At 73.1% G+C, this 26,195-nt stretch carries 24 protein-coding genes and 2 riboswitches; of the genes, 12 read left to right on the forward strand and 12 right to left on the reverse strand.

Annotated features, from left to right (window positions below; genetic code table 11):
• Positions 1-3: 3 nt before the first annotated feature.
• Genes moaA through AC1DYZ_RS08440 form a run of 3 tightly spaced genes read right to left on the reverse strand, consistent with a single transcriptional unit; the run spans position 4 to position 2,017 of the window.
• On the reverse strand, positions 4-1,101 hold the full coding sequence (gene moaA, locus AC1DYZ_RS08430; RefSeq protein ID WP_477064748.1) for a GTP 3',8-cyclase MoaA: 1,098 nt from the start codon (positions 1,099-1,101) through the stop codon (positions 4-6).
• Positions 1,098-1,508 (reverse strand): molybdenum cofactor biosynthesis protein MoaE, encoded by a 411-nt coding sequence (locus AC1DYZ_RS08435; protein ID WP_477064749.1) that lies wholly within the window; start codon positions 1,506-1,508, stop codon positions 1,098-1,100. The genes moaA and AC1DYZ_RS08435 overlap by 4 nt, the downstream gene beginning before the upstream one ends.
• Positions 1,508-2,017 (reverse strand): MogA/MoaB family molybdenum cofactor biosynthesis protein, encoded by a 510-nt coding sequence (locus AC1DYZ_RS08440; protein ID WP_477064750.1) that lies wholly within the window; start codon positions 2,015-2,017, stop codon positions 1,508-1,510. Before AC1DYZ_RS08440 ends, AC1DYZ_RS08435 begins: the two co-directional genes overlap by 1 nt.
• 77 nt (positions 2,018-2,094) lie before the next feature.
• Positions 2,095-2,189: riboswitch (glycine riboswitch) on the forward strand.
• A gap of 239 nt (positions 2,190-2,428) precedes the next feature.
• Between AC1DYZ_RS08440 and gcvP the strand changes: the two genes are divergently transcribed.
• The 5 genes from gcvP (at position 2,429) to AC1DYZ_RS08465 (ending at position 7,931) form a co-directional block, all read left to right on the forward strand.
• Complete coding sequence (gcvP, locus tag AC1DYZ_RS08445; RefSeq protein WP_477064775.1) at positions 2,429-5,353, forward strand: aminomethyl-transferring glycine dehydrogenase; 2,925 nt, start codon at positions 2,429-2,431, stop codon at positions 5,351-5,353.
• Complete coding sequence (gene gcvT / locus AC1DYZ_RS08450; protein WP_477064751.1) at positions 5,350-6,507, forward strand: glycine cleavage system aminomethyltransferase GcvT; 1,158 nt, start codon at positions 5,350-5,352, stop codon at positions 6,505-6,507. Before gcvP ends, gcvT begins: the two co-directional genes overlap by 4 nt.
• Before the next feature lie 35 nt (positions 6,508-6,542).
• On the forward strand, positions 6,543-6,914 hold the full coding sequence (gcvH, locus tag AC1DYZ_RS08455) for a glycine cleavage system protein GcvH (protein WP_456824945.1): 372 nt from the start codon (positions 6,543-6,545) through the stop codon (positions 6,912-6,914).
• A gap of 268 nt (positions 6,915-7,182) precedes the next feature.
• On the forward strand, positions 7,183-7,416 hold the full coding sequence (locus AC1DYZ_RS08460) for a LuxR C-terminal-related transcriptional regulator (protein ID WP_456824944.1): 234 nt from the start codon (positions 7,183-7,185) through the stop codon (positions 7,414-7,416).
• Between the two features lie 89 nt (positions 7,417-7,505).
• On the forward strand, positions 7,506-7,931 hold the full coding sequence (locus AC1DYZ_RS08465; RefSeq protein WP_477064752.1) for a (deoxy)nucleoside triphosphate pyrophosphohydrolase: 426 nt from the start codon (positions 7,506-7,508) through the stop codon (positions 7,929-7,931).
• 7 nt (positions 7,932-7,938) lie between these two features.
• Here AC1DYZ_RS08465 and AC1DYZ_RS08470 read toward each other — a convergent pair whose 3' ends face one another.
• From AC1DYZ_RS08470 to AC1DYZ_RS08500, 7 genes are all read right to left on the reverse strand, one after another.
• Entirely contained in the window at positions 7,939-8,082 is a 144-nt protein-coding gene (locus tag AC1DYZ_RS08470; protein WP_477064753.1) for a hypothetical protein, read from the reverse strand.
• 116 nt (positions 8,083-8,198) lie between these two features.
• Positions 8,199-9,347, reverse strand: a complete 1,149-nt coding sequence (locus AC1DYZ_RS08475; RefSeq protein WP_477064754.1) for a MalY/PatB family protein — start codon at positions 9,345-9,347, stop codon at positions 8,199-8,201.
• A 67-nt stretch (positions 9,348-9,414) separates the two neighbouring features.
• Complete coding sequence (metE, locus tag AC1DYZ_RS08480) at positions 9,415-11,736, reverse strand: 5-methyltetrahydropteroyltriglutamate--homocysteine S-methyltransferase (protein ID WP_477064755.1); 2,322 nt, start codon at positions 11,734-11,736, stop codon at positions 9,415-9,417.
• 7 nt (positions 11,737-11,743) lie between these two features.
• Positions 11,744-12,781 carry a methylenetetrahydrofolate reductase gene (locus AC1DYZ_RS08485; RefSeq protein WP_477064776.1) on the reverse strand — a complete coding sequence of 346 codons (1,038 nt, stop codon included), beginning with the start codon at positions 12,779-12,781 and terminating at the stop codon, positions 11,744-11,746.
• Between the two features lie 67 nt (positions 12,782-12,848).
• A riboswitch (SAM riboswitch) is annotated at positions 12,849-12,945 on the reverse strand.
• Positions 12,946-13,062: 117 nt separating this feature from the next.
• Positions 13,063-13,278, reverse strand: a complete 216-nt coding sequence (locus AC1DYZ_RS08490) for a hypothetical protein (RefSeq protein WP_477064756.1) — start codon at positions 13,276-13,278, stop codon at positions 13,063-13,065.
• Between the two features lie 73 nt (positions 13,279-13,351).
• Complete coding sequence (locus AC1DYZ_RS08495; protein ID WP_477064757.1) at positions 13,352-13,942, reverse strand: DNA-3-methyladenine glycosylase I; 591 nt, start codon at positions 13,940-13,942, stop codon at positions 13,352-13,354.
• Between the two features lie 69 nt (positions 13,943-14,011).
• Positions 14,012-15,178, reverse strand: coding sequence for a TetR/AcrR family transcriptional regulator (locus tag AC1DYZ_RS08500; protein WP_477064758.1), 1,167 nt, complete (start codon positions 15,176-15,178; stop codon positions 14,012-14,014).
• Positions 15,179-15,232: 54 nt separating this feature from the next.
• Here AC1DYZ_RS08500 and AC1DYZ_RS08505 point away from each other — a divergent pair, with 54 nt between their 5' ends.
• The 3 genes from AC1DYZ_RS08505 to AC1DYZ_RS08515 are packed head-to-tail and all read left to right on the forward strand — an operon-like array spanning position 15,233 to position 17,880.
• The gene (locus tag AC1DYZ_RS08505) at positions 15,233-16,177 is read left to right on the forward strand and encodes an ATP-binding cassette domain-containing protein (protein WP_477064759.1); all 945 of its coding nucleotides are present in this window, start codon (positions 15,233-15,235) and stop codon (positions 16,175-16,177) included.
• Positions 16,177-16,965 carry an ABC transporter permease gene (locus AC1DYZ_RS08510; protein WP_477064760.1) on the forward strand — a complete coding sequence of 263 codons (789 nt, stop codon included), beginning with the start codon at positions 16,177-16,179 and terminating at the stop codon, positions 16,963-16,965. The genes AC1DYZ_RS08505 and AC1DYZ_RS08510 overlap by 1 nt, the downstream gene beginning before the upstream one ends.
• Before the next feature lie 60 nt (positions 16,966-17,025).
• Positions 17,026-17,880 (forward strand): hypothetical protein, encoded by an 855-nt coding sequence (locus AC1DYZ_RS08515; protein WP_477064761.1) that lies wholly within the window; start codon positions 17,026-17,028, stop codon positions 17,878-17,880.
• Here AC1DYZ_RS08515 and hrpA read toward each other — a convergent pair.
• Complete coding sequence (gene hrpA, locus AC1DYZ_RS08520) at positions 17,874-22,019, reverse strand: ATP-dependent RNA helicase HrpA (RefSeq protein WP_477064762.1); 4,146 nt, start codon at positions 22,017-22,019, stop codon at positions 17,874-17,876. The two genes, AC1DYZ_RS08515 and hrpA, sit on opposite strands and share 7 nt — an antisense overlap.
• Positions 22,020-22,137: 118 nt before the next feature.
• Between hrpA and AC1DYZ_RS08525 the strand changes: the two genes are divergently transcribed.
• On the forward strand, positions 22,138-22,629 hold the full coding sequence (locus AC1DYZ_RS08525) for an aminoacyl-tRNA deacylase (protein WP_477064763.1): 492 nt from the start codon (positions 22,138-22,140) through the stop codon (positions 22,627-22,629).
• Positions 22,630-22,632: 3 nt separating this feature from the next.
• Here AC1DYZ_RS08525 and AC1DYZ_RS08530 read toward each other — a convergent pair whose 3' ends face one another.
• Positions 22,633-23,025 (reverse strand): PPOX class F420-dependent oxidoreductase, encoded by a 393-nt coding sequence (locus AC1DYZ_RS08530; protein WP_477064764.1) that lies wholly within the window; start codon positions 23,023-23,025, stop codon positions 22,633-22,635.
• A 146-nt stretch (positions 23,026-23,171) separates the two neighbouring features.
• Here AC1DYZ_RS08530 and AC1DYZ_RS08535 point away from each other — a divergent pair, with 146 nt between their 5' ends.
• From AC1DYZ_RS08535 to AC1DYZ_RS08545, 3 genes are all read left to right on the forward strand, one after another.
• A complete protein-coding gene (locus AC1DYZ_RS08535; protein ID WP_477064765.1) occupies positions 23,172-23,504 on the forward strand; it encodes an STAS domain-containing protein in 333 nt (110 codons plus the stop codon).
• Positions 23,505-23,559: 55 nt separating this feature from the next.
• Entirely contained in the window at positions 23,560-24,723 is a 1,164-nt protein-coding gene (locus tag AC1DYZ_RS08540) for an exonuclease SbcCD subunit D (RefSeq protein ID WP_477064766.1), read from the forward strand.
• On the forward strand, positions 24,723-26,195 hold a 1,473-nt coding region (locus AC1DYZ_RS08545), incomplete at its 3' end, for an AAA family ATPase (protein WP_477064767.1). The genes AC1DYZ_RS08540 and AC1DYZ_RS08545, both read left to right, overlap by 1 nt.

Below are 26,195 nucleotides of genomic sequence, written 5' to 3' on the forward strand. Positions count from 1 at the left end.
GCCTCAGCCGCCGATCGCGCTCATCGGGCGGTCGGGCTGCAGGAAGCGTGGGTCGTCGATGTCGTGCCCGGCCTTCTTGCCCGCCAGGCACCGGCGGTACGCGTCGGCGATCGAGGCGTCGATGTCGGTCGGCACCGGTGCGGGGCGAGCGGGCGCCGTCGTCCCGATCCGCACCGCCTGCCCAGGGCCGACGCCGATCGCCGACCCGTCCACCGCCGGGGCCTCCCCGCGCAGCAGATCCCGCAGGTTGGTCTCGGTCTGCGAGAACAGGCACGCCCGCAGCTGGCCGTCGGCGGTCAGCCGCAACCGGTCGCACGCCCCGCAGAACGGCGCGGTGACCGACGCGATGACGCCGACGGTCGCCGGTCCGCCGTCCACGTACCAGAGCTCGGCCGGCGCGGACCCGCGGCCGGGCACCTCGGTCAGCTCGAACTCCGCCGTCAGCCGCGCCAGGATCTCCGCCTGCGTGACCATCTCCGCCCGGTCCCAGGTGTGCCCGGCGTCGAGTGGCATCTGCTCGATGAACCGCATCTGGTAGCCGCGCTCCACGGCGAACCGGGTCAGCGCGACCACCTCGTCGTCGTTCACCCCGCGCATCGCGACCGCGTTGATCTTCACGGGCTGCAGCCCGGCGGCGTCGGCGGCCGCGACCCCGGCCAGGGTCTCCACCAGCTTGTCCCGACGCGTCAGCTCCAGGAACTTCGCGCGGTCGAGGGTGTCGAGGCTGATGTTGACCCGCGACAGCCCGGCGTCCTTGAGCTCGGAGGCCAGGCCCGGCAGCCGCAGCGCGTTCGTCGTGAGCGACACCTCGGGGCTGCCCGACGGGCCGGTCAGCGCGGTCAGCCGGCGGACGACGTCGACGATGTCCACGCGCAGCAGCGGCTCGCCGCCGGTCAGCCGGATCTCCTCGATGCCCAGCTCCACGCCCACCCGGGCGACGTGCACGATCTCGTCGGTGCTGAGCATGGTCGAGCGGGCCAGCCACGGGACACCGTCGGCGGGCATGCAGTAGGTGCAGCGCAGCGAGCACCGGTCGGTCAGCGAGATCCGCAGGTCGCGGTGCACGCGCCCGAACCGGTCGACCAGCTGCTCGCCCGTCATAGCCCCACCCAGACGTGCGACCCGTCGGCGAGGATCTCGCGCTTCCACACCGGTAGCTCGGCCTTGACCGTCTCGACGAGGGCGCGGCACACGTCGAACGCCTCGGCCCGGTGCGCGGTGGACACGGCGGCGACGATCGCCGCCTCGCCCACGGCCAGATGCCCGACCCGGTGGCTCACCGCGATGCCGAGGACGCCGTCCGTGAGGGCCGCGGCGGCGAGACGCTCGAGCACGGCCTGCGCCGTGGGGTGGGCGGTGTAATCGAGCCCGACCACCCGGCCCTCGACGGACGGGTCGTGGTCCCGCACCAGCCCGACGAACGTGGCGACGGCACCGGCGCGCGCGTCGCTCACGTGTTCCACGTGAAACTGCAGGTCGAGTGGATGATCGACGACGCGGGCGATCATCAGTGGTCGCCTCCTGCCAGCTGGTCGAGAAGGTGGTCGACGAGCGGCAGGAGTACGTCGAGCCCTTCGGCCACGCCGGACGGCGAGCCCGGCAGGTTCACGACGAGGGCGCCGTTCTCGGTCACGCCCGCGAGGCCGCGCGAGAGGACCGCTGTCGGGACGGTCTTCGCGCCCTCGCGCCGCAGGAGCTCCGCGATGCCGGGGAGATGCCGGTCCAGCACCGGGCGCGTGCCCTCGGGCGTCTGGTCCCGCGGCCCGACGCCGGTGCCGCCGGAGGTCACGACGACCCGGGCCCCGGCCTGCAGGGCCGCTCGCAGCGCGCGCTCGACGGAGAGCTCGCCGTCGGGCACCACCGTCACCTCGGCGACGGCGAAGCCCGCGCTGAACAGCTTCTCGACGGCGACGGGACCCGACCGGTCCTCGCGCTCCCCGGCCGCCGACCGGTCGGACACGACGACGACCGCGGCCAGCGGGGGCGTGGACGTCTGCACCCGGCCAAATCTACGCATGCGCCCGGATGCGCGGACGGCGCGCCTGCTCCCTGGACATCGCCGGGTACTCTGAGCCCACAACTTCACATGCTGCTCGAACCGCGGCGGGAGAGCTCCCGCAGAACGTGCGGGGCGCCGAAGGAGCAATCCTCCCCGGGAATCTCTCAGGCCCCTGTACCGCCACGGCGAGGCAACTCTGGAAAGCGGACCGACGCGCTCGAGCGACGAGGTCCCACCGACGGTGCAAGCCGGCGCGCCCCGACAGGCGGACCGGCAAAACTCTCAGGTCGCACGTAGCCACTCGTGCGGATGACAGAGCGGGGAGCCCACCCACCGTCCCGGCACGTCCGGACGACCCCTGCGGAGCAGCTCGTGACCGATCTCAGCTCGTTGGCCACCGCCGTCGTGAACGGCGTCCCCGCGGTCCACCTGGACCCCTCCCACGACTCCGTCGCGTTCACCAGCGTCGAGCACACGCCCGCGGCGCAGGTCTTCGCGGACCGGCACATCGGCCCCCGCGGCGGCGAGACGGCACACATGCTGTCGGTCGTCGGCTACGGATCCCTCGACGAGCTCGTCGACGACGCCGTCCCCGCGAGCATCCGGACGGACCGCCCGCTGGACCTGCCGGCCGCGCGCTCCGAGGAGGAGGTCCTCGCCGCGCTGCGCACGATCGCCGGCAAGAACCGGGTGATGACGCAGATGATCGGCCAGGGCTACTCCGACACGATCACGCCCGCGGTGATCCGCCGGAACGTGCTCGAGTCGCCCGCCTGGTACACCGCGTACACGCCGTACCAGCCGGAGATCTCGCAGGGCCGGCTCGAGGCCCTCCTCAACTTCCAGACCATGGTCACCGACCTCACGGGCCTCGACCTGGCGAACGCCTCTCTCCTCGACGAGGCCACCGCGGTCGCCGAGGCCGTGGCGCTCATGTGGCGCGCGGCCCGCGGCAAGCCGGGCACCGTCGTGCTCGACGCGGACCTGTTCGGCCAGTCGCTGGCCGTGACGCTCGGTCGCGCCGAGGCGATCGGCCTCCCGGTCGTGGTTGCCGACCTCACCGATGGGCTGCCCGAGCTCGAGGGCGACCTCATCGGTGTCGTCGTCCAGCAGGTCGGCGCATCGGGTCGGGTCCGCGACCTGCGCCCCGTCGTCGCGGCCGCCAAGGAGCGCGGGGGCCTGGTGACGGTCGCCGCTGACCTGCTCGCCCTGACGCTGCTCACCTCCCCTGGGGAGCTCGGCGCGGACGTGTCGGTCGGCTCGGCCCAGCGCTTCGGCGTCCCGCTGTTCGGCGGCGGACCGCATGCCGCGTTCATGGCGGTGCGGACGGGCCTCGAGCGCATGCTGCCCGGCCGCCTCGTCGGGGTCTCGATCGACGCCGACGGCGCACGCGCCTACCGGCTCGCCCTGCAGACCCGTGAGCAGCACATCCGCCGCGAGAAGGCGACGAGCAACATTTGCACGGCGCAGGCCCTGCTGGCGATCGTCGCCTCGATGTACGCGGTCTACCACGGGCCCGACGGCCTCCGGGCGATCGCCTCGACCGTGCACGCACGCGCGGCCGGCCTGGCCGAGCTGCTCACGGGCGTCGGCGTGACCGTCGAGCACGACACGTTCTTCGACACCGTCCGCACCGTCGTCCCCGGCAAGGCCCGTGAGGTCGTCGCCCAGGCGGCGCAGGCCGGCGTGAACCTGTGGGCGCCCGACGACGACCACGTGCAGATCGCCACCGACGAGCGCACCAGCGACGACCACCTGCTCCGCATCGTGCTCGCGTTCGCCGCGGCGGGGACCACGACGCTCGAGGCCGAGGACGGCACCTACGCGTTCGGGTTCCTCGGGACCGACGGTTCCGACGCCCTGCCCGCCGAGCTCCGCCGGACCAGCGCCTACCTGACGCACCCGGTCTTCCACCTGCACCGCTCCGAGACCGCGATGCTGCGCTACCTGCGCCGCCTGTCGGACAAGGACCTGGCGCTGGACCGCACGATGATCCCGCTGGGCTCGTGCACCATGAAGCTCAACGCGACGGCGGAGATGGAGCCCATCTCCTGGCCGGAGTTCGCCACCATCCACCCGTACGCCCCCACCGACCAGACCGAGGGCTACGCCGAGCTGGTCACGGAGCTGCAGGACTGGCTGGCCGAGATCACCGGCTACGCGGCCGTCTCGGTGCAGCCGAACGCGGGCTCGCAGGGTGAGCTGGCCGGCCTGCTGGCCATCCACGGCTACCACGCGAGCCGCGGCGACAAGCGGGACGTGTGCCTGATCCCCGCCTCGGCGCACGGCACCAACGCGGCGTCGGCGGCGCTCGCGGGCATGCGCGTCGTGGTCGTCGCGACGGCCGGCGACGGCTCTATCGACCTGGACGACCTGCGCGCCAAGCTGGAGAAGCACGGCCCCGAGGTCGCCGCGATCATGATCACGTACCCCTCGACGCACGGTGTCTACGAGGAGGGCGTGCGCACGGTCTGCGAGCTCGTCCACGAGGCCGGCGGCCAGGTGTACATCGACGGCGCCAACCTCAACGCCCTCGTCGGGCTGGCCCGACCGGGCGAGCTGGGCGGCGACGTGAGCCACCTCAACCTGCACAAGACGTTCTGCATCCCGCACGGCGGCGGTGGCCCCGGCGTCGGGCCGGTCGCGGTCGCGGCGCACCTCGCCCCGTTCCTGCCCGGGGACCCGACGCCCGCGTCGGCGGCCGAGAACACCGTGGCGCCGGTCAGCGCGGCGCCGTGGGGCTCGGCCGGCATCCTGCCGATCTCGTGGGCCTACGTCGCGCTCATGGGTCCCGACGGCCTGAAGACCGCCACCGAGACCGCGGTCCTCGCGGCGAACTACCTGGCCACGCGCCTGTCGGGCCACTACCCGGTCCTCTACACGGGCCCGAACGGTCTCGTCGCGCACGAGTGCATCCTCGACCTGCGCGACATCACCAAGGACACCGGGGTCACCGCCGAGGACGTCGCCAAGCGCCTCATGGACTACGGCTTCCACGCGCCGACCCTGTCGTTCCCGGTGGCCGGCACGCTCATGGTCGAGCCGACCGAGTCCGAGGACCTGGCGGAGCTCGACCGGTTCGTCGACGCCCTGGTCGCCATCCGCGACGAGATCGACGCCGTCGAGGCCGGTCGCTGGCCCGTCGCCGACTCCCCGCTGCGCCACGCGCCGCACACCGCGGCCGCGCTCAGCGCCGACGTGTGGGACCACGCCTACCCACGCGAGCTCGCCGCCTTCCCGGTGGCCGCGCTGCGCGAGGGCAAGTACTGGCCGCCGGTCCGCCGGATCGACGGCGCGCACGGCGACCGCAACCTGGTCTGCTCCTGCCCGCCCATCGAGGCGTACGCCGAATGAAGGACGACGACACCGTGGACACGTTGAGCCCCCTGCACGACGAGCACGTCGCCCTGGGCGCCGCCCTCACCAGCTTCGCCGGCTGGCAGATGCCCCTGCGCTACACCTCCGACATCGCCGAGCACACCGCGGTCCGCACGGCCGCGGGGCTGTTCGACCTGTCGCACATGGGCGAGATCGCGATCAGCGGCCCCGACGCCGGCGCGTTTCTCGACTTCGCGCTGGTCGGCAACCTGTCGGCCCTGCGGGTCCTGGGTGCGCGCTACACGATGATCTGCGCGGAGGACGGCGGGGTCGTCGACGACCTGATCGTCTACCGCGACACCGAGTCCACGTTCATGGTCGTCGCCAACGCGTCGAACCACGCCACGGTGCTCGAGGCGCTCGGCGAGCGTACCGACGGCTTCGACGTCGCCGTCGAGGACCGTTCCCCGCAGACCGCGCTGATCGCCGTGCAGGGCCCCCGTGCGCTGGAGATCCTCCGCGCCACCCAGGGGTTGGCCGAGGCCGGGCACGACGCCGAGGCGCTGAAGTACTACGCGGCGATCCCGATGACGTTCGAGGGCAAGCCGGTCTTCGTCGCGCGCACCGGCTACACGGGCGAGGACGGCTTCGAGTTCTTCCTCGACGCCCCGCTGGCCCCGGCCCTCTGGCAGGCGTTCCTCGCCGCCGGCGAGCCGTTCGGGCTGGTCCCCGCCGGGCTGTCTGCGCGCGACAGCCTCCGGCTGGAGGCCGGCATGCCGCTGTACGGCAACGAGCTCGACCGCACGACCACGCCGCACGACGCCGGCCTCGGCCGCGTGGTGAAGCTGGACAAGGTCGACGACGAGGGCGAGCCCCTCCCGTTCGTCGGCCGCGCGGCCCTCGAAGCGCGCGCGCAGTCGGAGCCCGCGCGCGTGCTCGTCGGGCTCGAAGGCCTCGGCCGGCGCGCCGCCCGGCACGGCTACCCGGTCAAGAGGTCGACCGCGGCGGACGCCCCCAGTGTCGGTACCGTCACCTCCGGAGCACCGTCGCCGACCCTCGGCCACCCGGTGGCGATGGCGTACGTGACCCCCGAGGTCAGCGCTCCGGGCACCGAGCTGGCGGTCGACGTGCGCGGTCGCGGTGAGCTCGTCCGCGTCGTGCCCCTTCCCTTCTACCGCCGACCCCGGTAAACCAAGCCCTAGAGAATTCGACAGGAGCCAGATACATGACGGAGCTGCCCACCCACCTCCATTACACGGTCGAGCACGAATGGCTGGATGACGGCGCCCCCGCGACCGTCGGCATCACCGGGATCGCGGCTGACGCGCTCGGCGACATCGTCTATCTGGAGCTCCCCGCCGTCGGCGAGGAGATCGTCGCCGGCGCGGTCGTCGGCGAGATCGAGTCGACCAAGTCCGTCTCCGAGCTGTACTCGCCGGTATCGGGCACGGTCGTCGAGATCAATCAGGGTGCCGTCGACGATCCGTCGGTGGTCAACTCAGACCCGTACGGGGCCGGCTGGCTCCTGAAGGTCGACGTGGCATCGACCGGTCCGCTGCTCTCCGCCGAGGAGTACACGGCGCAGAACGCGGGCTGAGCTCGACCGGCACGGACTTGTTGCCTCGCCAAACCGATCAGCCGTCCGGGTGAAAACCCGACGGTGCTCACACGATCGGCGTATCAACGAAGCGGTGCGACGTTCATTGTGGGTGGCAGGCGCGATCGGCGCATGGCGGGGGGGAACCCGCGCATGACGAGATTGCTGGAAGTGGCGTCATGGCTCACGACCAGCCCTCTCTCATCCGGTACGCAGCCATAGCGTGGCGACCCGGACCCCCCGGGTCAGCAGCACACCGGAGGACATCATGAGCATGGTGGAGACGAGCAGGTCGGTCGGTCTCTCGAACGACGCACTGACGCGCCGCGAGCGGGTCGTGCTGGCCGAGCTTGCCGAGGACGTCACTCTCGAGGAGATCGCCACGCGTCTCTTCGTGACCCGTAACACCGTCAAGTCGCAGGTCCGCAGCGTCTACCGCAAGATCGGCGTGTCCACGCGGTCCGAGGCCGTCGCCTGGGCCGTCGAGCACGGCATCCGCTGACAGAGGTTCAGCAGGACTCCTCGGCTCAAGAAATCGGGCCGACCCAGGGGAGCCACGTCCGCGCAACGCGGGCCTGGCAGACTCCACGCATGACCCCACCCGTGCTCGTCGTTGCCGCCGCGATCGTGGACGACCTGGACGACCCCCGTGAGCTGTTGGCCGCTCGCCGCGCCGTGCCGGCGAGGCTGGCGGGCCGCTGGGAGTTCCCGGGCGGCAAGGTGGACGGCGACGAGACGCCGGAGGATGCGCTGCACCGCGAGATCCGCGAAGAGCTCGGCGTGCGGATCGGGCTGGGCGACGAGCTCCCCGGTCCCGACGACGGCCTGTGGCGGCTGTCGGACGAGTACGTCATGCGCATCTGGCTGGCCGAGATCGTCGACGGCACGGCCGAGCCCCTCGTCGAGCACGACGAGCTGCGGTGGCTGCATGGTCACCAGTGGCTCGACGTCCCGTGGCTCGACGCGGACGTGCGCATCGTCGAGGCCCTGGCGGCGCGGTACGTCAGGTTGGCCTAGGTCCAGCTCACCAGCGGTGGTTCGAGTTCTTCATGCAGAGCTGACCGGTTCCCCGGCAGTAGCTGCACTCCCCCGACCAGCGCTTGCGGCCGGCGCCGTCGCACCGCTCGCAGAACTGCACGGCTGCGCTGCACTCGTCGCACTTCGTCACGTCGGTCTCCCCCTACGTCGTCGTCGACATCGGCCTTGCGGGCCCTGTTCACGAGATCGGCACGCACATGGGGGGGACATGAGCCCCGACGACGGTCAGATCGTCACGAATCGATGTCAGTCGGTCAGGGCCAGGGCCATGCGTCCCACCGCGTCGGTGAGCGTGGAGGTCGATGCCGCGAGGTTGAGCCGCACGTGCCCCTGGCCCCCGTCGCCGAAGGTCGGCCCGGAGGTGACGGCGAGGCGCCCGCGTCGCAGGCAGAGCTCGGCCGGGTCGGCACCCGCGCGGACGGCGGCGAACGCCCGCAGGTCGATCCACGCCAGGTAGGTCCCCTCGGGCGGGGACCAGACGGCGTCGGGCACGCGGTCGGCCAACAGCCCCGCGAGGAGCCGCTGGTTGTCGGCCAGCCCGTCGAGCACCTGGTCCAGCCACGGCCCGCACTCGCGGTAGGCCACCGTCTCGGCGAGCGTGCCGACGTGCATGACGCCGTCGCCCACGACGTAGGACATCCGGGCCAGGTCCGCGGCGGCCTGCGGACCGGGGACCAGCACCGCGGCGCGCAGGCCGGCGAGGTTGAACGCCTTCGAGGCGGAGTGCACCGCGATGGCGTCGGGGATCTGGGTGGTGGTCGGCACGAACGTCCGCCCGCCCGGCACCAGCGGCGCGTGGATCTCGTCGGCGACGACGCGGACTCCGTGGCGTGCGGCCATCTCGCCCACGGACCGCAGCTCGGCCGCGGTGTGCAGGGTGCCGGTCGGGTTGTGCGGGTGGCACAGCAGGTACCCCGGACGGGAGGTGTGCGCGCGGGCGCGGGCGAACGCCTGGTCGAGCGCGTCCAGGTCCAGCCGACCGTCCGGGCCGAGCGGGGCGGGGACGACGAGGTGGCCGGCGTGCTCGAGGAACGCGCGGAACGGTGGGTAGACCGGTGGGTTGATGACCACGGCGCTGCCGGGGTCCGTGACCATCCGCAGTGCCTCGACGAGGCCCACCATCACGTCGGACGCCAGGCGCGAGGCGGCGACGTCGACCTGCCAGCCCCAGCGCTGCGCGGCGAACTCGGCCATCGCCTCGGCGAAGGCGTGGCCGTGCGGGTAGCCCGTGTCGCCGGCACGCATGGCGTCGCTCACCGCGCGGATCACCGGCTCGGGCTGGGGGACGTCCATCTCGGCGACGAAGAGAGGCAGGACGTCGGGCGGGTAGGTCCGCCACTTGCCGCTGGTGCGGCGGCGGAGCTGGTCGAGCGGGACGGTGTCGAAGATCGTCACGCGCCGACCCTAGGACGCACGACGGCCCCGGACACCTTGGCGATGTCCGGGGCCGTCGTGAGGAGGATCAGAGCGTCGCGCGCACCTTCCGCGTCGCCTCGAGGATGTGCTCCAGCGACGGGGCGACCTCCTCGTAGCGGCGGGTCTTCAGGCCGCAGTCCGGGTTGACCCAGAGCTGGTCCACCGCGATGGCCTTGACGGCCTCGGTGAGCAGCTCCTCGACCTCGGCCTCGCTGGGCACCCGGGGCGAGTGGATGTCGTAGACGCCCGGGCCGATGCCGCGCGGGTAGCCGGCCGCCGAGATGTCGCCGAGGATCTCCATCTTCGAGCGGGCTGCCTCGATCGACGTCACGTCGGCGTCGAGGCCGTCGATCGCGCCGATGATCTCGCCGAACTCCGAGTAGCAGAGGTGGGTGTGGATCTGCGTGTCGGGGCGGACGCCGGCGGTGGAGAGCCGGAACGAGCGGACCGACCAGTCGAGGTACGCGGGGTGGTCCTCGACGCGCAGGGGCAGCAGCTCGCGCAGCGCGGGCTCGTCCACCTGGATGACGGCGATGCCGGCGGCCTCGAGGTCGGCGATCTCGTCGCGCAGGGCCAGGCCGACCTGGTTGGCGGTGTCGCCGAGGGGCTGGTCGTCGCGGACGAACGACCACGCGAGGATGGTGACCGGACCCGTGAGCATGCCCTTGACCGGCTTCTCGGTCAGCGACTGCGTGTACGACGACCACTCGACCGTGATCGGCTTGGGCCGCGAGACGTCGCCCCACAGGATCGACGGACGCGTGCAGCGCGAGCCGTACGACTGGACCCAGCCGTTCTGCGTCACGGCGAACCCGTCGAGGTTCTCCGCGAAGTACTGGACCATGTCGTTGCGCTCGGGCTCGCCGTGCACCAGCACGTCGAAGCCGATCTTCTCCTGCAGCTCGACGACGCGGCGGATCTCCGCCTTCATCTCGTCGTCGTACTGCTCCTCGGTCAGCTCGCCCTTGCCGAACGCGGCGCGGGCGGTGCGGATCTCGGTGGTCTGCGGGAACGAGCCGATGGACGTCGTCGGCAGCGGCGGCAGGTTGAGCCGGGCAGCCTGGGCGGCCTTGCGCTCGTCGAAGGAGCCGCGGCTGAACGCGGCCTCGTCGAGCGCGGCCACACGGTCGCGGACGGCCGGGTTGACGACGCCCGGCGCCGTGCGGCGGGAGGTGGCGGCGTCGGTCGCGGCGAGCAGCTGCTCGTGGATGGCCTCGCGACCCTCGGTGAGACCTTCGGCCAGGGTGACGACCTCGACGACCTTCTCGTCGGCGAACGCGAGCCACGTCTTCAGCGTGGCGTCGAGCTTCGGCTCGTCCTCGAGCGTGTGCGGGACGTGGAACAGCGACGTCGAGGTGCCGACGGTGACCGCGGCGGCGCCGAGACCCTCGAGCTGCTCGAGGATCTGCAGCTTCGCGTCCAGGTCCGCACGCCAGATGTTGTGGCCGTCGATCACGCCGGCGACCAGCGTCTTGGTCTCCAGGCCCGGGACCTTCTCGGTCGGCGCGTGGCCGCGGACCAGGTCGATGCCGATGGCCTCGACGTCCGTGGCGGCGAGCACCGGGAACGCCGCGCCGAGGTCGCCGTAGGGCGCCGCGACGAGGATGGCCGGACGGTCGGTCAGGTCCGTCGCCAGCGCGCGGTACGCCTCGATGACGGACGCGAGCAGCTGCTCGGCGGGCACGGCGATCGAGTCGGAGACCAGGGCGGGCTCCTCGAGCTGGACCCAGGTGGCGCCGGCGGCCGCGAGGGCCTGCAGGAGCTCGGCGTAGACCGGCAGCAGGTCGGCCAGGCGGTCGATCGGCGCGAAGCCCTCGGGCGCGTCCTCGGTGGCCTTGGCCAGGGCGAGGTAGGTGACGGGGCCGACGATGACCGGGCGCGTTAGGACGCCGTCCGCGAGGGCCTCGGCGAACTCCCGCACGGGGCGGTCGCTGGCGAAGCGGAACTCGGTCTCCGGACCGATCTCGGGGACCAGGTAGTGGTAGTTGGTGTCGAACCACTTGGTCATCTCGAGCGGCAGGTCGTCGCCGCGGCCGCGGGCCACGGTCGAGTAGCCCGCCAGGTCGAGGGCGCCGTCGGCGCCGACGACGTCCGCGAAGCGGGCCGGCACGGCACCCACCACGGCGGTCGCGTCGAGCACGTGGTCGTAGAAGGAGAACGCGCTCGGGATGGCCGGCACGTCGGTGGCCAGGCCCAGCTCGGCCAGGCGCGTGCGCGTGCGCTTGCGCAGGCCGGCGGCGGTCGCCTCGACCTCCTCGGCCGTCGTGCGACCGGCCCAGAACGCCTCGAGGGCCTTCTTGAGCTCGCGGCGCGGGCCGATGCGCGGGTAACCGAGCACGGAGCTGGCGGGGAAGTTCGGAGTGCTCATTGCTTTCTCAGTCCCTCGGGGGTCGGGCGGGTGCCGTGTCCTGCGGCCATCCGGCCAGGTCGGGAGCTGTCCGAGCTCCGCCGTCGAGGTGTGCACCCTCGAGCAGGTCAAGTGCGGCATGGTGCTGGTTGAACGTGTACAGGTGGACGCCGGGTGCTCCGCCGTCCAGGACGCCGTTGACCAGGTCGACGCTCGCGCGGATCCCCCGGCGGTGGCGGTCGAGCTCGTCGTCGGCGGAGCCCAGCAGGTCCAGGAGCTTGTCCGGCACCGGGACGCCGGTCAGCTCCTGCACCCGCAGCAGGCGGGCCGGGTCCGTGGTCGGGATGATGCCCGGGATGATCGGGATGGTCACGCCGGCCTCACGGGCCTCGGCCACGATACCCAGGTAGTCGTCCGCGTCGAAGAACACCTGCGTGATCGCGAAGTCGGCGCCGGCCTGCTGCTTGGCCAAGAGCGAGGCGACGTCCTGAGCGCGCGTGCCGCCGGTGGCGTGGTTGCCGCGGGGGAACGCCGCGACCGCGACGGACAGCGGGCGCACCCTCGCCCGGACCGCTTGCGACGGGCTGTCCGCGCAGCGCTGGGCCTCGATGTCGCGCAGCAGCTCGACCAGCTCGCCGGCCGTCTGCAGACCGTCGGGGTGGGCCGCCCAGTCGCTCTGCTCGGTGGGCGGGTCACCGCGCAACGCGAGGAACGACCGCAGGCCCTCGTCGAGGAACTCCCCGACGATCTCCGTGATCTCCGCGCGCGACGTGCCGACGCAGGTCAGGTGCGCGATCGGGTTGAGCGTCGTCTCGCGCAGCAGCCGGCGGACCAGCGCGCGCGTGGTGACGCGGGTCTTGCCCGACGCGCCGTAGGTGACGGACACGAAGTCCGGGTGGACGGACTCGAGCGCCTGGATGGTCGCCCAGAGTCGGGGTGCCGCATCGGGGTTCCGCGGCGGAAAGAGCTCGAAGGAGATCGTCGGGCGGTCGTTCGCGGTCTGCGGGCGGGCCGCCGGCGCGGCGTGCAGGCCGGGCGTGCGCGGTTCCACGGCGGCCGCGCTCACGGCGCGACCGGTCCGGTCGTCGGCACCGGTGCGGTGCGGGGACACGTGGTCTGCGGGGACATTGCTCACTCCATCGTCCCTGGCGGAAGCACCCACACCCTCGGCGGGGAGGGGGGTTGCTGCGGCGTCGTCGAGCCAGGTCTCTCGGCCGCTCTGGATGGTAGGCGCGATGCTAGACCGGCGATCACATGCTGGGCAACCTTGCTCGACCTGTGAGACGTGAGTGTCCGGCGCCGTCCAACCGGCGAGGAGCGGCGCGTGCGCGGGTGGCTTGAGCCTCCTCAGTGCGGGCGGCGAGGGAACAGGTTCCCCGACTGCATGCGGCTCCGCTGCGACGGCACGTCGAACCACGACGTCGGGGATCCGGCGGGGACGGACAGCAGCCCGTCCTGCACCGCGGCGAGGGTCCGGGCGTCGGGGGCGACGTTGTCCGCGAGAGCCTCCGCCGCCGCGCGCTCGGCATCGCGCCGTGCGTCGTCGTCGGGCATCTCCGTCATAGGCCCGCACTGTAGTCCGCGTCACACCCGGTTCCGAGAGCTGCACAGCAGCGTCACCCGGCAGGAGTAGCGCTCACTCCGACGGGTGAGGCGCGCCGGCCGACGGGCACGTGGCGAGGTGGTCGTCGACGACTCCGCAGGCCTGCATGGCGGCGTACGCGGTGACGGGACCGACGAACCGGAAGCCGAGCGACTTGAGCTGCGTGGCGAGCGCGCGGGACTCGGGCGTCTGCGCCGGGACGTCGGCCCAGGTCACGGGCCGGACGTGGGCGGTCCGGTCGGGTGCGTGCGACCACAGGACCTGCTCCAGGGTGCCGCCGGCGGCGTGCAGCTCCCGCAGTGCGCGCCCGTTGGCGATGGTGGCCTCGATCTTGGCGCGGTTGCGCACGATGCCCGCGTCGCCCATGAGTCGCGCGACGTCCTCGTCGCCGAACTCCGCGACGACCTCCGGGTCGAACCCGGCGAACGCCGCGCGGAAGGCCGGCCGCTTGCGCAGCACGGTGATCCAGGCGAGGCCGGACTGGAAGCCCTCGAGCGCGAACCGCTCGAAGAGCGCGTGCTCGTCGTGGACGGGCACGCCCCACTCCTCGTCGTGGTACTGCTCGTAGAGCGGGTTGCCGTCGCCGAAGCAGCGGCCGGTGCGCGGGACGTCTTGCGAGGTCATGCGTCGAGTCTGCCCGGGACCGCCGACACCGACGCCGGCCCTCTGTGCGTGTCGGGGGCTGTGGGCGGCTCAGGCCGTCGGGGTCGCGAGCGCGATGAGGCGCTCGATGCCGTCGAGGATGAGGATGGTCCCGAAGTCGAGGCTCTCGCCGTCGTCGGCGCGGTCGTCCGGACCGAACGAGAACGCGCCCTCGTCGACCGCCCTCAGCAGCGCGGGGTGCGCGGACGGCGACGCCAGGACGCCGAGGAGGGCGCCCAGGTCGGGGGACTCGTCGGCGCCGTCCGCCGCACCCACGGCCGCCGTGCGCCGGCTGTCGGTCAGCTCCTCGGTGACGCGCAGCTGGTCCAGGGCGTGCGTGGCCAGCAGACCGATCGCGCCCACCTTCTGCCGCTCGGACAAGGGCGTGTCCTCGAGGGCGGACAGCATCCCCTCCATCCACGCGAGCCGGCCGGGACCCACCGCGTGCAGCACGGTGGTCGTGCGCGCCAGCCACGGGTGCGCGCGCAGGATCGGCCGCTGGATGGCGAGGATCAGCTCGAGCCGCTCGCGCCAACCGCCGACCTCCGGCCCGAGGACGGGCGGGCGCCCGGCGGCACGGTCGGACATGAGGGCCAGCACCTCGTCCTTGGAGGACACGTACCGGTAGAGCGACATCGTCGTGAAGCCGAGGGACTCGGCAAGCCGGGCCATGGAGACGGCGTCGATGCCCTCGGCGTCCGCCAGAGCGATCCCCGCATCGGCGATCTGCTCGAGCGTGAGGCTGGGGCGCGGACCCGGCCGACCCTCGACCGGCGTGCGCCACAGCACGGCGATGCCGGGGGGCAGCTCCACCGGCGGGCCCTCGGCCCCCGCCACGCGCACGGCCTGGCGTCGGGCCTTCTCGGCCGCGCGGGCCGCCTGCTGCTGGGCCAGGGCTGCCGCGCGCTGGGCCTTCTCGGCCTCGCGGAGCTGCCGCGCGGCCTCCTTGACCGCCTGCTGCGCCTCGCGCTCGCGCTCGTTGCGCAGCCGCTCGGCCTCCTTGGCCAGGTCCTGCTCGGCCCTCAGGCGCTCGCGCTCGAGCCGTTCGGCGTCCTTGCGGGAGCGCTCGGCCTCCTTCTGCGCGGCGCGCTCGGCGTCGCGGTCGGCCTTCTCCAGCTCGCGGCGCAGCCGGTCCGCCTCCTTGGCCTCGGCGCGCTCGGCCTTCTCGCGGTCGCGGCGCAGCGCCTCGGCCGCACGCGTCTCGTCGTCGTTGTCCACGACACCTCCTTGACGGTCGATCCTACAAGTGTGTATGAGGTACACACACAGTTTATGGCATACACAGAAGGCGAGATCGCGATGACCGCTCCTGTTGTCGTCGCCCGGGGGCTGCGCAAGTCCTACGGCGACCTGACCGTGCTCGACGGCGTCGACCTCGACGTCGCTCGGGGCGAGGTGCTCGCGCTCCTCGGCCCCAACGGCGCCGGCAAGACCACGACCGTGCGCATCCTGTCCACGCTGCTGCGGCCCGACGGCGGCACGGCGCACGTCGTCGGCAAGGACGTGGTCCGGCAGGCCGAGCAGGTGCGGGCGGCGATCAGCCTCACCGGCCAGTTCGCGGCGGTCGACGACCTGCTCACGGGCGTCGAGAACCTGCACCTCATGGCGAAGCTCGCGCACCTGGGCCGCTCGGAGGTGCGCACCCGCAGCGCGGAGCTGCTCGAGCTCTTCGACCTGACCGACGCCGGCAAGCGGGTGGTCAAGACCTACTCCGGCGGCATGCGGCGCCGGCTCGACCTCGCGGTCGGCCTCCTGGCCCGGCCGCAGGTGGTGTTCCTCGACGAGCCGACGACGGGCCTCGACCCGCGCAGCCGTAACGACCTCTGGGACGTCATCCGGGAGGTCGTCGCCGAGGGCACCACCGTGCTGCTCACGACGCAGTACCTCGAGGAGGCCGACCAGCTGGCCGACCGGATCGCCGTCATCGACCGCGGGCGCGTGATCGCTGACGGCACGGCGCGCGAGCTCAAGCGGGCCGTCGGCTCGGCGCACGTCGAGCTCCACCTCAAGGACGGGTCCGAGGAGCGCATCCTCACCGACGGCTCCGTGCCGGACGTGCGCCGGATCCTCGCCGGCATCGAGGACCGCGGCGTCGCCGTCGACGCCTGGGAGGTCCGCTCCCCCACGCTCGACGACGTCTTCCTCACCCTGACGGGCCGGCCCACCGAGCCCGAGACCACCACCACGCCCGCCCTCGTCGCCTCCCGGGAGTACTGATGACCACGCTCACCGCACCCACAGAGGTGCCCGCCCTCGGTTGGAGCTGGCACGACACGTCCGCGCTGATCGGCCGGTGCCTGCGCCGGTCCCTGCGCCAGATGGACACCGTGCTCATGGCGGTGATCCTGCCGCTGGCCCTGCTGCTGATGTTCGTCTACGTGTTCGGCGGCGCCATCGACACCGGCGGCGCCTACGTCGACTGGGTGGTGCCCGGCATCATCCTGCTCACCGCCGGGTACGGCTCCGCCAACACCGCCGTGGAGGTCGCCAGCGACATGACCGGCGGCATCATCGACCGGTTCCGGTCACTGCCCATCCGGCCCACGGGCGTGCTCACCGGGCACGTGGTCGCGAGCATGGCGCGCAACGCCGTCTCCACCGCGCTGGTGATCGGCGTGGCCTTCCTCATCGGCTTCGACGCCGCGGCGTCGCCCCTGGACTGGGCCGCGGCCATCGGCCTCATCGCGCTGTTCGTCCTGGCGCTCACCTGGGTGGCGGTCGCCATCGGGGTGGTCGCGTCCGGGCCCGAGGCTGCGTCCGGGTTCACCTTCGCGATCCTGTTCCTGCCGTACGTGTCGAGCGCGTTCGTGCCGCCGGAGTCGATGCCGTCGGTGCTGGAGACGATCGCGACGTACAACCCCATCACGCCCGTGACCGACACCCTGCGCGGGCTCCTGCTCGGACTGCCAATCGGCGACTCGTGGGTGGCCGCCGTGGCGTGGTGCGTCGGGATCTTCGTCGTGGCGCGGGTCGCGGCGGGGGTGCTGTTCCGTCGCAAGGCCTGAGTGCCGCTCCGAGGCCGCGCGGTACGCCGCGCGGCCTCCGGCATGCGGTAGACCAGGGACATGACGAGCCCGTTCCCGCCCACCGGTGCCTCCGAGCCGCCCGAGGAGCCGCCGAACCGCCGTCGGGGCTGGATCATCGCGCTCGCCGTCCTGCTCGCCGCGGCGGTCGGCGTCATCGTGTACCTGCTGGTGACCGCCGACGACGAGGGAGCGGAGCCGGTCGCTTCGTCGACCACCTCGCCGTCCCCGTCCTCGTCGCCCGTGCCCTCGCAGGAGCCGTCGGGGGAACCGTCGACGGCTGCGGCGGCGGGCTGCGCCCCGAACGACGAGACGGCACCCGCGGGCGCCGACGTCGTCGCCGTGATCGACGTGGACGGCGACGGACGACCCGACCAGGCCTGGCTCAGCGGCGGCGCCGGCCGCGAGTTCGGCATCACCACGGCGTCGGGCGCGACGTTCTCGGCGACCATCGACTCCGCCTCGCCCGTCCCCGCCTCCGCGATCGTCAATCGCGTCCAGGCCGACCAGATCCCCATCGCGCTGGTCGACCTCAGCCGGGAGGCCCTGGTCTACTCGCTCGCCGGCTGCGCCGTGACCCCGGTGGCCAACGAGCAGGGTCAGCCGTACACGTTCGACCGGGGCTTCGCGGGCACCGGGACCGGTGTCGGGTGCTCGACCGACGGCGGCTCGCTCCGGCTCGCGGGCCTCAACGCGGTGGCCGACGACGCCGGCACCTACACGGTGACCCGGACGTTCGTGGATCTCGACGCCGACGGCCGGCACGCGACCAACGCGGCGCCGGAGCAGGTGGCCCTCGGGGCCGGCGCCGACGAACCCGTGGTGACGACGGCGCAGGAGGTCAGCTGCGGCGAGCTGGTGGCCGGTACCGACGACGGGCCCGTCGAGCCTCAGTAGGCGGCGAGCGCCTTCTTGATGCGGGTGGTCGACACCGGCACGGGCGTGCCCAGCTGCTGGGCGAACAGGCTGACGCGCAGCTCCTCGAGCATCCAGCGCAGCTCCCGGAGCTCCGCGTCGCGCGGGTGCTTGGCGACGACGTCGTCGTAGAGCGCCTCGACGTCCTGGACCTGCCACGCCAGGTCGGCGTCGCGCTGCGGGTTCTCGGCCGCCTTGACCAGCCGGTGGCGTGCGGCCCGCAGGTACCGGGCGAGGTGGGGCAGGCGTGCGGCGCCGACCTCGCTGACGAAGCCGGCGTGCACGAGGCGGGCGGCCTGGGCGCGCAGGTCTTGGGCGGTGGCCAGCAGCGCGAGGCTGGACCGGTCGCGGATCTCGGCGTCCAGCTCGTGCCAGGCCGTGAGCACCGCGACGAGGTCGGTGACCACGGCGAACACGGTGTCCTCGAGCCGGTTCCGCACTCCTGCGCGCGCCGCGGCGTAGGCGTCGGCGGTCCGGACGGTGTCGGCCGGCGCGGTGAGCAGAGACTCGATCGCGGCCAGCTGCACGTCCGTGACCAGCGCGTCCGTGCTGGGGTACGGGCTCGCGGCGAGCGTGAGGGCCTGCGTGCCCGTCCACCGGGTCGTGATCCGGCCGGGGGTCAGGCCGACGTCGAGCAGGAGCAGGCGGCGCAGGCCTCGGCGGGCCGCCTCCGGCCGGGCGGACTCGTCGGCCAGCGCGCGCACGGCGACCGAGCCCTTCTCCTCGACCAGGGACGGGAAGGCGCGGACCTTGCCGACCTCGACGACCTCCGGGAGCTCCGGCAGGTCGGCGGGCCAGGTCGTGAGCCCGGTGCGCACGACGTCGATGCTCGGTGCTGGCGGGGTGGGCGGGCTCGCCGGCAGCGCCGGCGCGGGCTGGCCCGCTCCCGCCGCCCGCGCCTCCTCCATCGCCGCCCGGACCGCCGTGCGGACGGCGTCGTCGACTGCCTTCTGCGTGCGGTCCGCCAGGCGGCGCTGCAGGACGAGCAGGTCCTTGCCCTCGTCCACCACTCCCCCGCGGTCGCCGACCACGCGGAACGTCATGCGCAGGTGCGGCGGCAGCCGGTCGTCGTCGAACGCGTCGTCGGGCACGTCGACATCCCGCAGCTCGCGGACGGCGCGCCGGAACACGTCGCGGAACGACGGAGCCGCGTTGCCCGCGCGGACGGTGTCCTCCCAGTCGGCCGTGTGCTGCGCGATCCAGGCCGCGACGCCGCGAGCCACGTCGGGCGCGGGGACCAGCTGGACGCGCACGGGCTTGGGCAGCGCGCGGATGGTGGCGGTGATCAGCTCCTCGCGCAGACCCGGCACCATCCAGCCGAAGCCGTCCGGCGTGAGCCGCGCGAGCGTCGAGAGAGGGATATGTACAGTCACGCCGTCAGCTTCTGTACCGGGCTCGAACTGGTAGGTCAGGGGGAGGCGCAGGTCGCCCTGCGGCCAGCGCGACGGGAACGCGCCCTCGTCGATCGCGCCGGCCTCGCCCACCAGCAGCTCGCGCGTGAAGGTCAGCAGGTCCGGGTTCTCGCGCCGGGCGGTCTTCCACCACTGGTCGAAGTGCCGGCTCGAGACCACGTCGTCCGGGACGCGCTCGTCGTAGAACGCGAAGAGCGTGTCGTCGTCGACCACCAGGTCGCGACGCCGTGCGCGCGCCTCCAGACCCTCAGCCTCGGCCAGGAGGCGCCTGTTCTCGTGGAAGAACGCGTGGTGGGTGGTCCACTCGCCCTGCACCAGCGCGTGCCGGACGAACAGCTCGCGGGCGTGCTCGGGGTCGACCTTGGCGAACAGCACGCGGCGCTGGTTGACGATGGGCACGCCGTACAGGAGCACCTTCTCGAACGCCGTCGCCGCGCCCTGGCGGGTCGACCAGGCCGGCTCCGAGTACGCGCGCTTCACCAGGTGGGCGCCGACCTCCTCCGCCCACTCGGGCTGGATGCGCGCGACATCGCGGCCCCACAGGCGGCTGGTCTCCACCAGCTCGGCGGCCATGACCCAGGCCGGGGGCTTCCGGGCGAGGCCCGATCCCGGGAAGATCGCGAATCGCGCGCCGCGGGCCCCGAGGTACTCGTTGCGGCCACGCCGGTCGGGCCGGCCCGGGGTCTTGCCCCGCGTCGAGACCTCGGTCGCCTCCTGCATGCCGATCTGCGAGAGCAGCCCGGCCAGGATCGCGACGTGGATGCGGTCGCCGCCCCACTCGAGCCGGAGCCCCTCGGTCTCGAGTGTCTGCTTCGGCGCGTTCACGACGATGCCCAGCGGCTTGGCCAGCTCGCGCAGCTGCGTGACCACGTCCTGCCACTCGCGGATGCGCAGGTAGTTGAGGTGCTCGGCCCGGCACATCCGGCGGAACGCCGACCCCGACAGGTCGCGCTGCTGGTCCCGCAGGTAGTGCCACAGGTTGAGGTAGGTGAGCAGGTCAGAGGTGGGATCGGCGAACCGGGCGTGCGACAGGTCCGCCTTCTCGCGCTCCTCCACCGGCCGCTCGCGCGGGTCTTGGATCGACAGCGCGGCCGCGATGATCATGACCTCGCGAGCCACGGACCGGCGCCCGCCCTCGACGATCATCCGCGCCAGCCGGGGATCCATCGGCAGCTGCGCGAGCGCCCGGCCGGTCTCGGTGAGCCTGCCGTCACCCAGCGCACCCAGCTCGGTGAGCAGCTGCACGCCGTCGCGCACCGCGCGCGTGTCCGGCGGGTCGACGAAGGGGAACTCGCCGATGTCCTCCGGTGTGGTCGCGACGCCCACCGCGATCATCTGCAGGATCACCGACGCGAGCGATGTACGAAGGATCTCCGGCTCGGTGTACAGAGGCCGCGCGTCGAAGTCGTCCTGCGAGTAGAGCCGGATCGCGATGCCGTCGGCGACGCGCCCGCAGCGCCCCGACCGCTGGTTGGCCGACGCCTGCGAGATCGGCTCGATGGGCAGCCGCTGGACCTTGGTTGCCTTGGAGTAGCGGGAGATCCGCGCCGTGCCGGGGTCGATCACGTAGCGGATGCCCGGGACGGTCAGGGAGGTCTCGGCGACGTTGGTGGACAGGACCACGCGGCGGTTCTGGTGCCGCTCGAAGACCCGGTGCTGCTCGGCCGCCGACAGGCGGCTGTAGAGGGGGAGCAGCTCGACGGCCCCCGGGGTGCGGGGATCGGAGACGCGCGGGCCGAGCGAGCCACGCAGCGCGTCCTCGGCGTCGCGGATCTCGCGCTCGCCGGACAGGAACACGAGGATGTCGCCGGGACCCTCGGCGCAGAGCTCGTCGACGGCTTCGCAGATCGCGGTCATCGGATCGCGATCCTCGGCCCCCCGCTTCTTCGTCGGCGCCGCGCCCTCCTCCACGTCCGGCGACAGCGGCCGGTAGCGGATCTCGACCGGGTAGGTGCGGCCGGTGACCTCGACGACGGGCGCCGCAACCCCGTCGGCGTTCGCGAAGTGCCGCGCGAACCGGTCGGAGTCGATGGTCGCCGACGTGATGACGACCTTGAGGTCGGGGCGCTGGGGGAGCAGGCGCGTGAGGTAGCCGAGGATGAAGTCGATGTTCAGAGACCGCTCGTGGGCCTCGTCGATGATGAGCGTGTCGTACGCCCACAGCATCGGGTCGCGCTGGATCTGCGCGAGCAGGATGCCGTCGGTCATCACCTTGACCAGCGTCGACTCGCTCGACTCGTCGGTGAACCGCACCTGGTAGCCGACGACCCCGCCGAGCGGCTGGTCGCCGACGAGCTCCTCGTTGATCCGTTCCGCGACGCTGCGGGCCGCGATCCGGCGGGGCTGCGTGTGGCCGATCTGACCGGCGCGGCCGCGGCCCAGCTCGAGGGCGATCTTGGGGATCTGCGTCGTCTTGCCGGAGCCGGTCTCGCCGGCGACGACGACGACCTGGTGGTCGCGCAGGGCGTCGGAGATCTCGGCGCGACGGGCGCTGACCGGCAGCTGCTCGGGGTAGACGATCGGCGGGAGGTCGACGGCCTGCCGGATCTCGGCGGCGCGGGCGCGGCGGGCGGCGGTGCGGGTGCTGTCGTCGCGCGTGCTCGTCCGAACGGAGGGCCGGCGTCCTCCCCGTCCCCGKCGCGGGCCCCTGCGGGGTCGCCCGTCTCCGGACCCGGACGGGTCGGCGGGGGCGGGGGACGGCGTGCTCACGACGGCCCAGTCTCCCAGGTCGTCGCCAGGAACCGCTCCCTCATTCGTCGTGGGCGAACGCACACCTTCGCCGGAGCGCCAGCATGCCGCCGGGCGCGCCCGTCCCTACAGTGACCGGATGAGCGATGCAGCCGCACCGAGCGAGGGGGAGCGGCGCGCCATCGCCGGCCTCGAGGCTTCCGGGATCCCGTTCGAGGTCACCCGGCACGGACCCGTCCAGTCGCTGGCCGAGGCCGCCGAGGCGCGCGGCATCGAGCCCGCCGGCATCGTGAAGACGATCGTGGTGCGGCGCGGGGACGACGACTTCCTGTTCGTGCTGGTGCCCGGCGACCGGACGATCTCGTGGCCCAAGCTGCGCGCTCTGCTCGGCGTGACGAGGTTGTCGATGCCCGATGCGGACACCGCCAAGGACGTCACCGGGTACGTGCGCGGCACCATCACGCCGTTCGGCTCGCTGGTGGACTGGCCGGTGGTCGCGGACTCCCGCGTGCCCACGCGGACGGTGTCCATCGGCGCCGGCGCGCACGGGGTCGCGGCGAACGTCGACGGCGCGGAGCTGGTGAAGGCGCTGGGTGCGACCGTCTCCGACGTCACCGACCCCGAGGGCTGAGCGCTACTTCACGACGAACGACGTCGGCCGGACCGTGAGGATCACGCGCTTCGGGGCGTCGGTGATCGCGTAGTCCTCGCCGTACCGCTCCTGCAGCGACTTGTAGAAGCTGGCCACCTCGTCGTCCGGCACGGTCGACTCGACGACGCCGCGCACCTCGAGCGCCCGATAGCCGTTCTCGGGGTCGTGGATCGAGAGGGCGATGCGGGGCTCCGCCTGGAGGTTCTTGAACTTCTGCCGCGTCGACGTGTGCGTGAAGCGCAGCACCTCGCCGTCCCAGACGAACCACATGACGCTGCTGTGCGGGGACCCGTCGGGCGCGACCGTCGCCAGGTGCCCGAAGAGGGGGCGTTCCAGCAGGTCGGCGTGGCTGGCGGGGAGGTCGGTGGTGGCCATGGGCAGAGGCTAACCGCGTCCGCGTCGGGGAACTGGGTGAAGCCGGTGTCCGTTCCACATCTCGGATGGCGCATCCCGCGCGGACGGGTAGCGTCGTCCCGCCGGAATGCAGCCCCGCGTCGACCGGGGGCGAGAACTGAGGAGCAATGGACCTGATCGAGCACTCGGCCGCGGCCGGGACCATCCGGGTCGACGCCCAGGAGAACCGCACCGTGATCGCCCTCGTCGGAGAGATCGACGCAGCGCTGCGTGACGAGGCGAGCGCCTGCATGGGCCTCGCGCTCGTGACCGGGAACCCGGTGGTCGTCGACTCCACACTCGCCACGTTCATCGACTCGTCGGGCATCGCGTTCGTCCTGCAGCTGCACCTCGCGGCGTCCGAGGCAGGCATCCCGGTCAGCCTGCTGGACCCGCACCGCGTCCTGCGGGACGTCCTCGACATGGTGGGGCTGTCCGGCGAGCTTCCTTCCGCCGTCTGACCGACACCCCCGTCCGGTCGGCCGGTGTGTCGGTGGGCTGGTTTACGTTCGCGCCATGCGGTTGTTGCACACGTCGGACTGGCACCTGGGCCGGACGCTGCACGGGGTCGATCTGCTCGACCATCAGGCGGCGTACCTCGAGCACCTGGTCGACGTCGTGCGCGCCGAGAACGTCGACGCGGTAATCGTCGCCGGAGACGTCTACGACCGCGCGATCCCGCCCGTCGAGGCCGTGACGCTGCTGTCCGAGACCCTGTCGAGGCTGGCCGAGCACACCACCGTGGTCGTCACGTCCGGCAACCACGACTCCGCGACGCGGCTGGGATTCGGCTCGGCCCTGATGCGGGAGCGGGTCCGGCTGCGCACGCGGGTCGCGGGCCTGGCGGAACCTGTGGTGATCGCCGACGACGAGGGCGACGTGCTGGTCTACGGCGTCCCGTACCTCGACCCCGACTTCGCCCGCGTGGAGCTGGCCGACGGCCCCGAGCTGCTGGCCCGCTCGCACGAGGCGGTCGCCGCGGMGGCGATGCGGCGCATCCGAGCGGACGTCGAGGCGCGCTCCGGGGCCGCCCGGCCCCGGACGGTCGTCGCCGCGCACGCCTTCGTCATCGGCGGCGCCCCGACGGAGTCCGAGCGGGACATCCGGGTCGGTGGCGTGGACCAGGTGGCGGCCGGGGTGTTCGCGGGCGCGGACTACGTCGCGCTCGGTCACCTGCACGGCCCGCAGGGCCTCACCGGACCGACGGGCACGACGCTCCGCTACAGCGGCTCTCCGCTGGCGTACTCCTTCTCCGAGCAGCACCACGCGAAGTCGTCCGTCCTGGTGGACCTGTCCGGCGGCGAGGTCCGCACGTCGCTGGTCGCCGCGCCGGTCCCGCGCCGGCTCGCCGACGTGACGGGCACGCTGGAGGAGCTGCTGGGTGCGGCGGGGGAGAAGCACACGGACGACTGGGCGCGCGTGACCGTCACCGACGCGCACCGGCCCCAGGACCTCTACCGCCGCGTGAAGCAGCGCTTCCCCCACGCCCTCGTGGTCCAGCACCGCGCCGGGGAGCAGCCGGGGACCTCCCGAGCAGCCGTGATCACCGCGGCGCACGACCCGCTCGACGTGACCGCCGACTTCCTCGCGCACGTCACCGGGCACCGGCCGACGCCCGCCGAGGTCGACGTGCTGCGGCGCGCCTACGAGGACGTCGCGGCGATCGAGCGGAGCGCCTGATGCACCTGCGCTCGCTCACGGTGCAGGCCATCGGCCCGTTCGCCGGCCGGCACACCGTCGACTTCGACGCGCTCGGCGAGGCCGGGCTGTTCCTGCTCGAGGGGCCCACCGGCTCGGGCAAGTCGACGCTCATCGACGCCATCGTGTTCGCCCTCTACGGCAAGGTCGCGTCGAGCGAGGCGTCCGAGGACCGGCTGCGGTCGGCCTACGCGCCGGACGACGTCGAGAGCGTCGTCGACCTCGTGTTCGAGGTGCCGTCGGGGATCTACCGGGTGCGCCGCACGCCCGCGTACCAGCGCGCCAAGCGGCGCGGGGTCGGCACCACCACGGCGAACGCCGGCGTGAAGGCCTGGCGCGTGCCCGCCGGGGTCGAGCTCGACCCGGCCACCCTCGACGCCGTCGGTGTCCCGTTGGGCAACCGGCTGGACGAGATCGGCGCCGAGATCCAGCAGGCCGTCGGGCTGGACCGCGCCCAGTTCGTGCAGACGATCGTGCTGCCGCAGGGCGAGTTCGCGCACTTCCTGCGCGCCAAGCCCGAGGAGCGGCGCGGACTGCTGCAGAAGATCTTCGGCACCGAGGTGTACGAGCGCCTGCAGCAGCGCCTGGCAGAGATGCGCCGCGAGAGCGAACGGGCGAGCGAGGCGGCGCGGGCCGCCCTCACGTCGGGGACCTCGCAGCTGGTCGGTGCCGCGCGGCTCGACGCGGAGGAGGCCACGGAGCTCCGGGCGGCCATCGACGCCGCCGTACTCCGGAACGACGAGCTCGTGGCCGCCGTGCAGGCTGCGGTGCTCGCGCGGACCGATGTGCTCGACGATCACGCGTGTCGAGCGCGGGCCGCCGCCGTGGACGCCGACGCGGCGCGGCAGTCGGCGCGCGCGCACCTCGACGAGGCGACGGCCACGCACGCACTGCTCCGCCGTCGGGACACGCTGCGCGCCGAGCGGGCGGAGCTCGAGGCGTCCGCCGACCTGAACGCCGAAGCGATCCTCCAGCTGACCGCCGCACGGGCGGCGCAGGCGGTGCGGCCCCTGCTGGTCGGCGCCCAGCGCGCCCGCACGGCCCTGGATGCCGCCCGCAAGACCGTGACCGCCGCGCTCGACGCCGCGCCCGCCGACCTGGCCACGCCCCCACCCGCCACCGATCTGCGCACCCACGTGCAGGCGGAGGGCCGGGCGGCGGTCGAGCTGTCCGCGGCGCTCGGTCGACTGGTCGACGTCGAGGCGGGTCTCGAGTCCCGGCGCCGCGCGGTCCGCCAGGCGGGGCACGCCATCGACGACCTGGTCGCCGCGATCGACACCGACGACCAGTGGCTGGCCGCGCGACCGACCGCGCGGACCGCCCTCCTCACCGCGCTCGAGGCCGCCCGCGGCCTGGCCGCGTCGCGGGGCGACCGGGACGCCGCGCTGGCCGCCGCCGCCGACCTGGTGACCGCTCACACGGACCTGACCGCGGCGGAGCGCTCGCTCGCGGAG

The sequence above is a fragment of the Cellulomonas sp. P1_C4 genome (genome assembly GCF_056406355.1).

Bases quoted from the DNA above. Each gene is read 5' to 3' on its own strand.
- AC1DYZ_RS08440 (WP_477064750.1), bottom strand. From the start codon at position 2,017: ATGCGTAGATTTGGCCGGGTGCAGACGTCCACGCCCCCGCTGGCCGCG.
- AC1DYZ_RS08490 (WP_477064756.1), bottom strand. From the start codon at position 13,278: ATGACGGAGATGCCCGACGACGACGCACGGCGCGATGCCGAGCGCGCG.
- AC1DYZ_RS08465 (WP_477064752.1), top strand. From the start codon at position 7,506: ATGACCCCACCCGTGCTCGTCGTTGCCGCCGCGATCGTGGACGACCTG.
- gcvH (WP_456824945.1), top strand. From the start codon at position 6,543: ATGACGGAGCTGCCCACCCACCTCCATTACACGGTCGAGCACGAATGG.
- gcvT (WP_477064751.1), top strand. From the start codon at position 5,350: ATGAAGGACGACGACACCGTGGACACGTTGAGCCCCCTGCACGACGAG.
- AC1DYZ_RS08460 (WP_456824944.1), top strand. From the start codon at position 7,183: ATGAGCATGGTGGAGACGAGCAGGTCGGTCGGTCTCTCGAACGACGCA.
- AC1DYZ_RS08515 (WP_477064761.1), top strand. From the start codon at position 17,026: ATGACGAGCCCGTTCCCGCCCACCGGTGCCTCCGAGCCGCCCGAGGAG.
- moaA (WP_477064748.1), bottom strand. From the start codon at position 1,101: ATGACGGGCGAGCAGCTGGTCGACCGGTTCGGGCGCGTGCACCGCGAC.
- metE (WP_477064755.1), bottom strand. From the start codon at position 11,736: ATGAGCACTCCGAACTTCCCCGCCAGCTCCGTGCTCGGTTACCCGCGC.
- AC1DYZ_RS08535 (WP_477064765.1), top strand. From the start codon at position 23,172: ATGGACCTGATCGAGCACTCGGCCGCGGCCGGGACCATCCGGGTCGAC.
- AC1DYZ_RS08435 (WP_477064749.1), bottom strand. From the start codon at position 1,508: ATGATCGCCCGCGTCGTCGATCATCCACTCGACCTGCAGTTTCACGTG.
- AC1DYZ_RS08510 (WP_477064760.1), top strand. From the start codon at position 16,177: ATGACCACGCTCACCGCACCCACAGAGGTGCCCGCCCTCGGTTGGAGC.
- AC1DYZ_RS08505 (WP_477064759.1), top strand. From the start codon at position 15,233: ATGGCATACACAGAAGGCGAGATCGCGATGACCGCTCCTGTTGTCGTC.
- AC1DYZ_RS08525 (WP_477064763.1), top strand. From the start codon at position 22,138: ATGAGCGATGCAGCCGCACCGAGCGAGGGGGAGCGGCGCGCCATCGCC.
- AC1DYZ_RS08530 (WP_477064764.1), bottom strand. From the start codon at position 23,025: ATGGCCACCACCGACCTCCCCGCCAGCCACGCCGACCTGCTGGAACGC.
- AC1DYZ_RS08495 (WP_477064757.1), bottom strand. From the start codon at position 13,942: ATGACCTCGCAAGACGTCCCGCGCACCGGCCGCTGCTTCGGCGACGGC.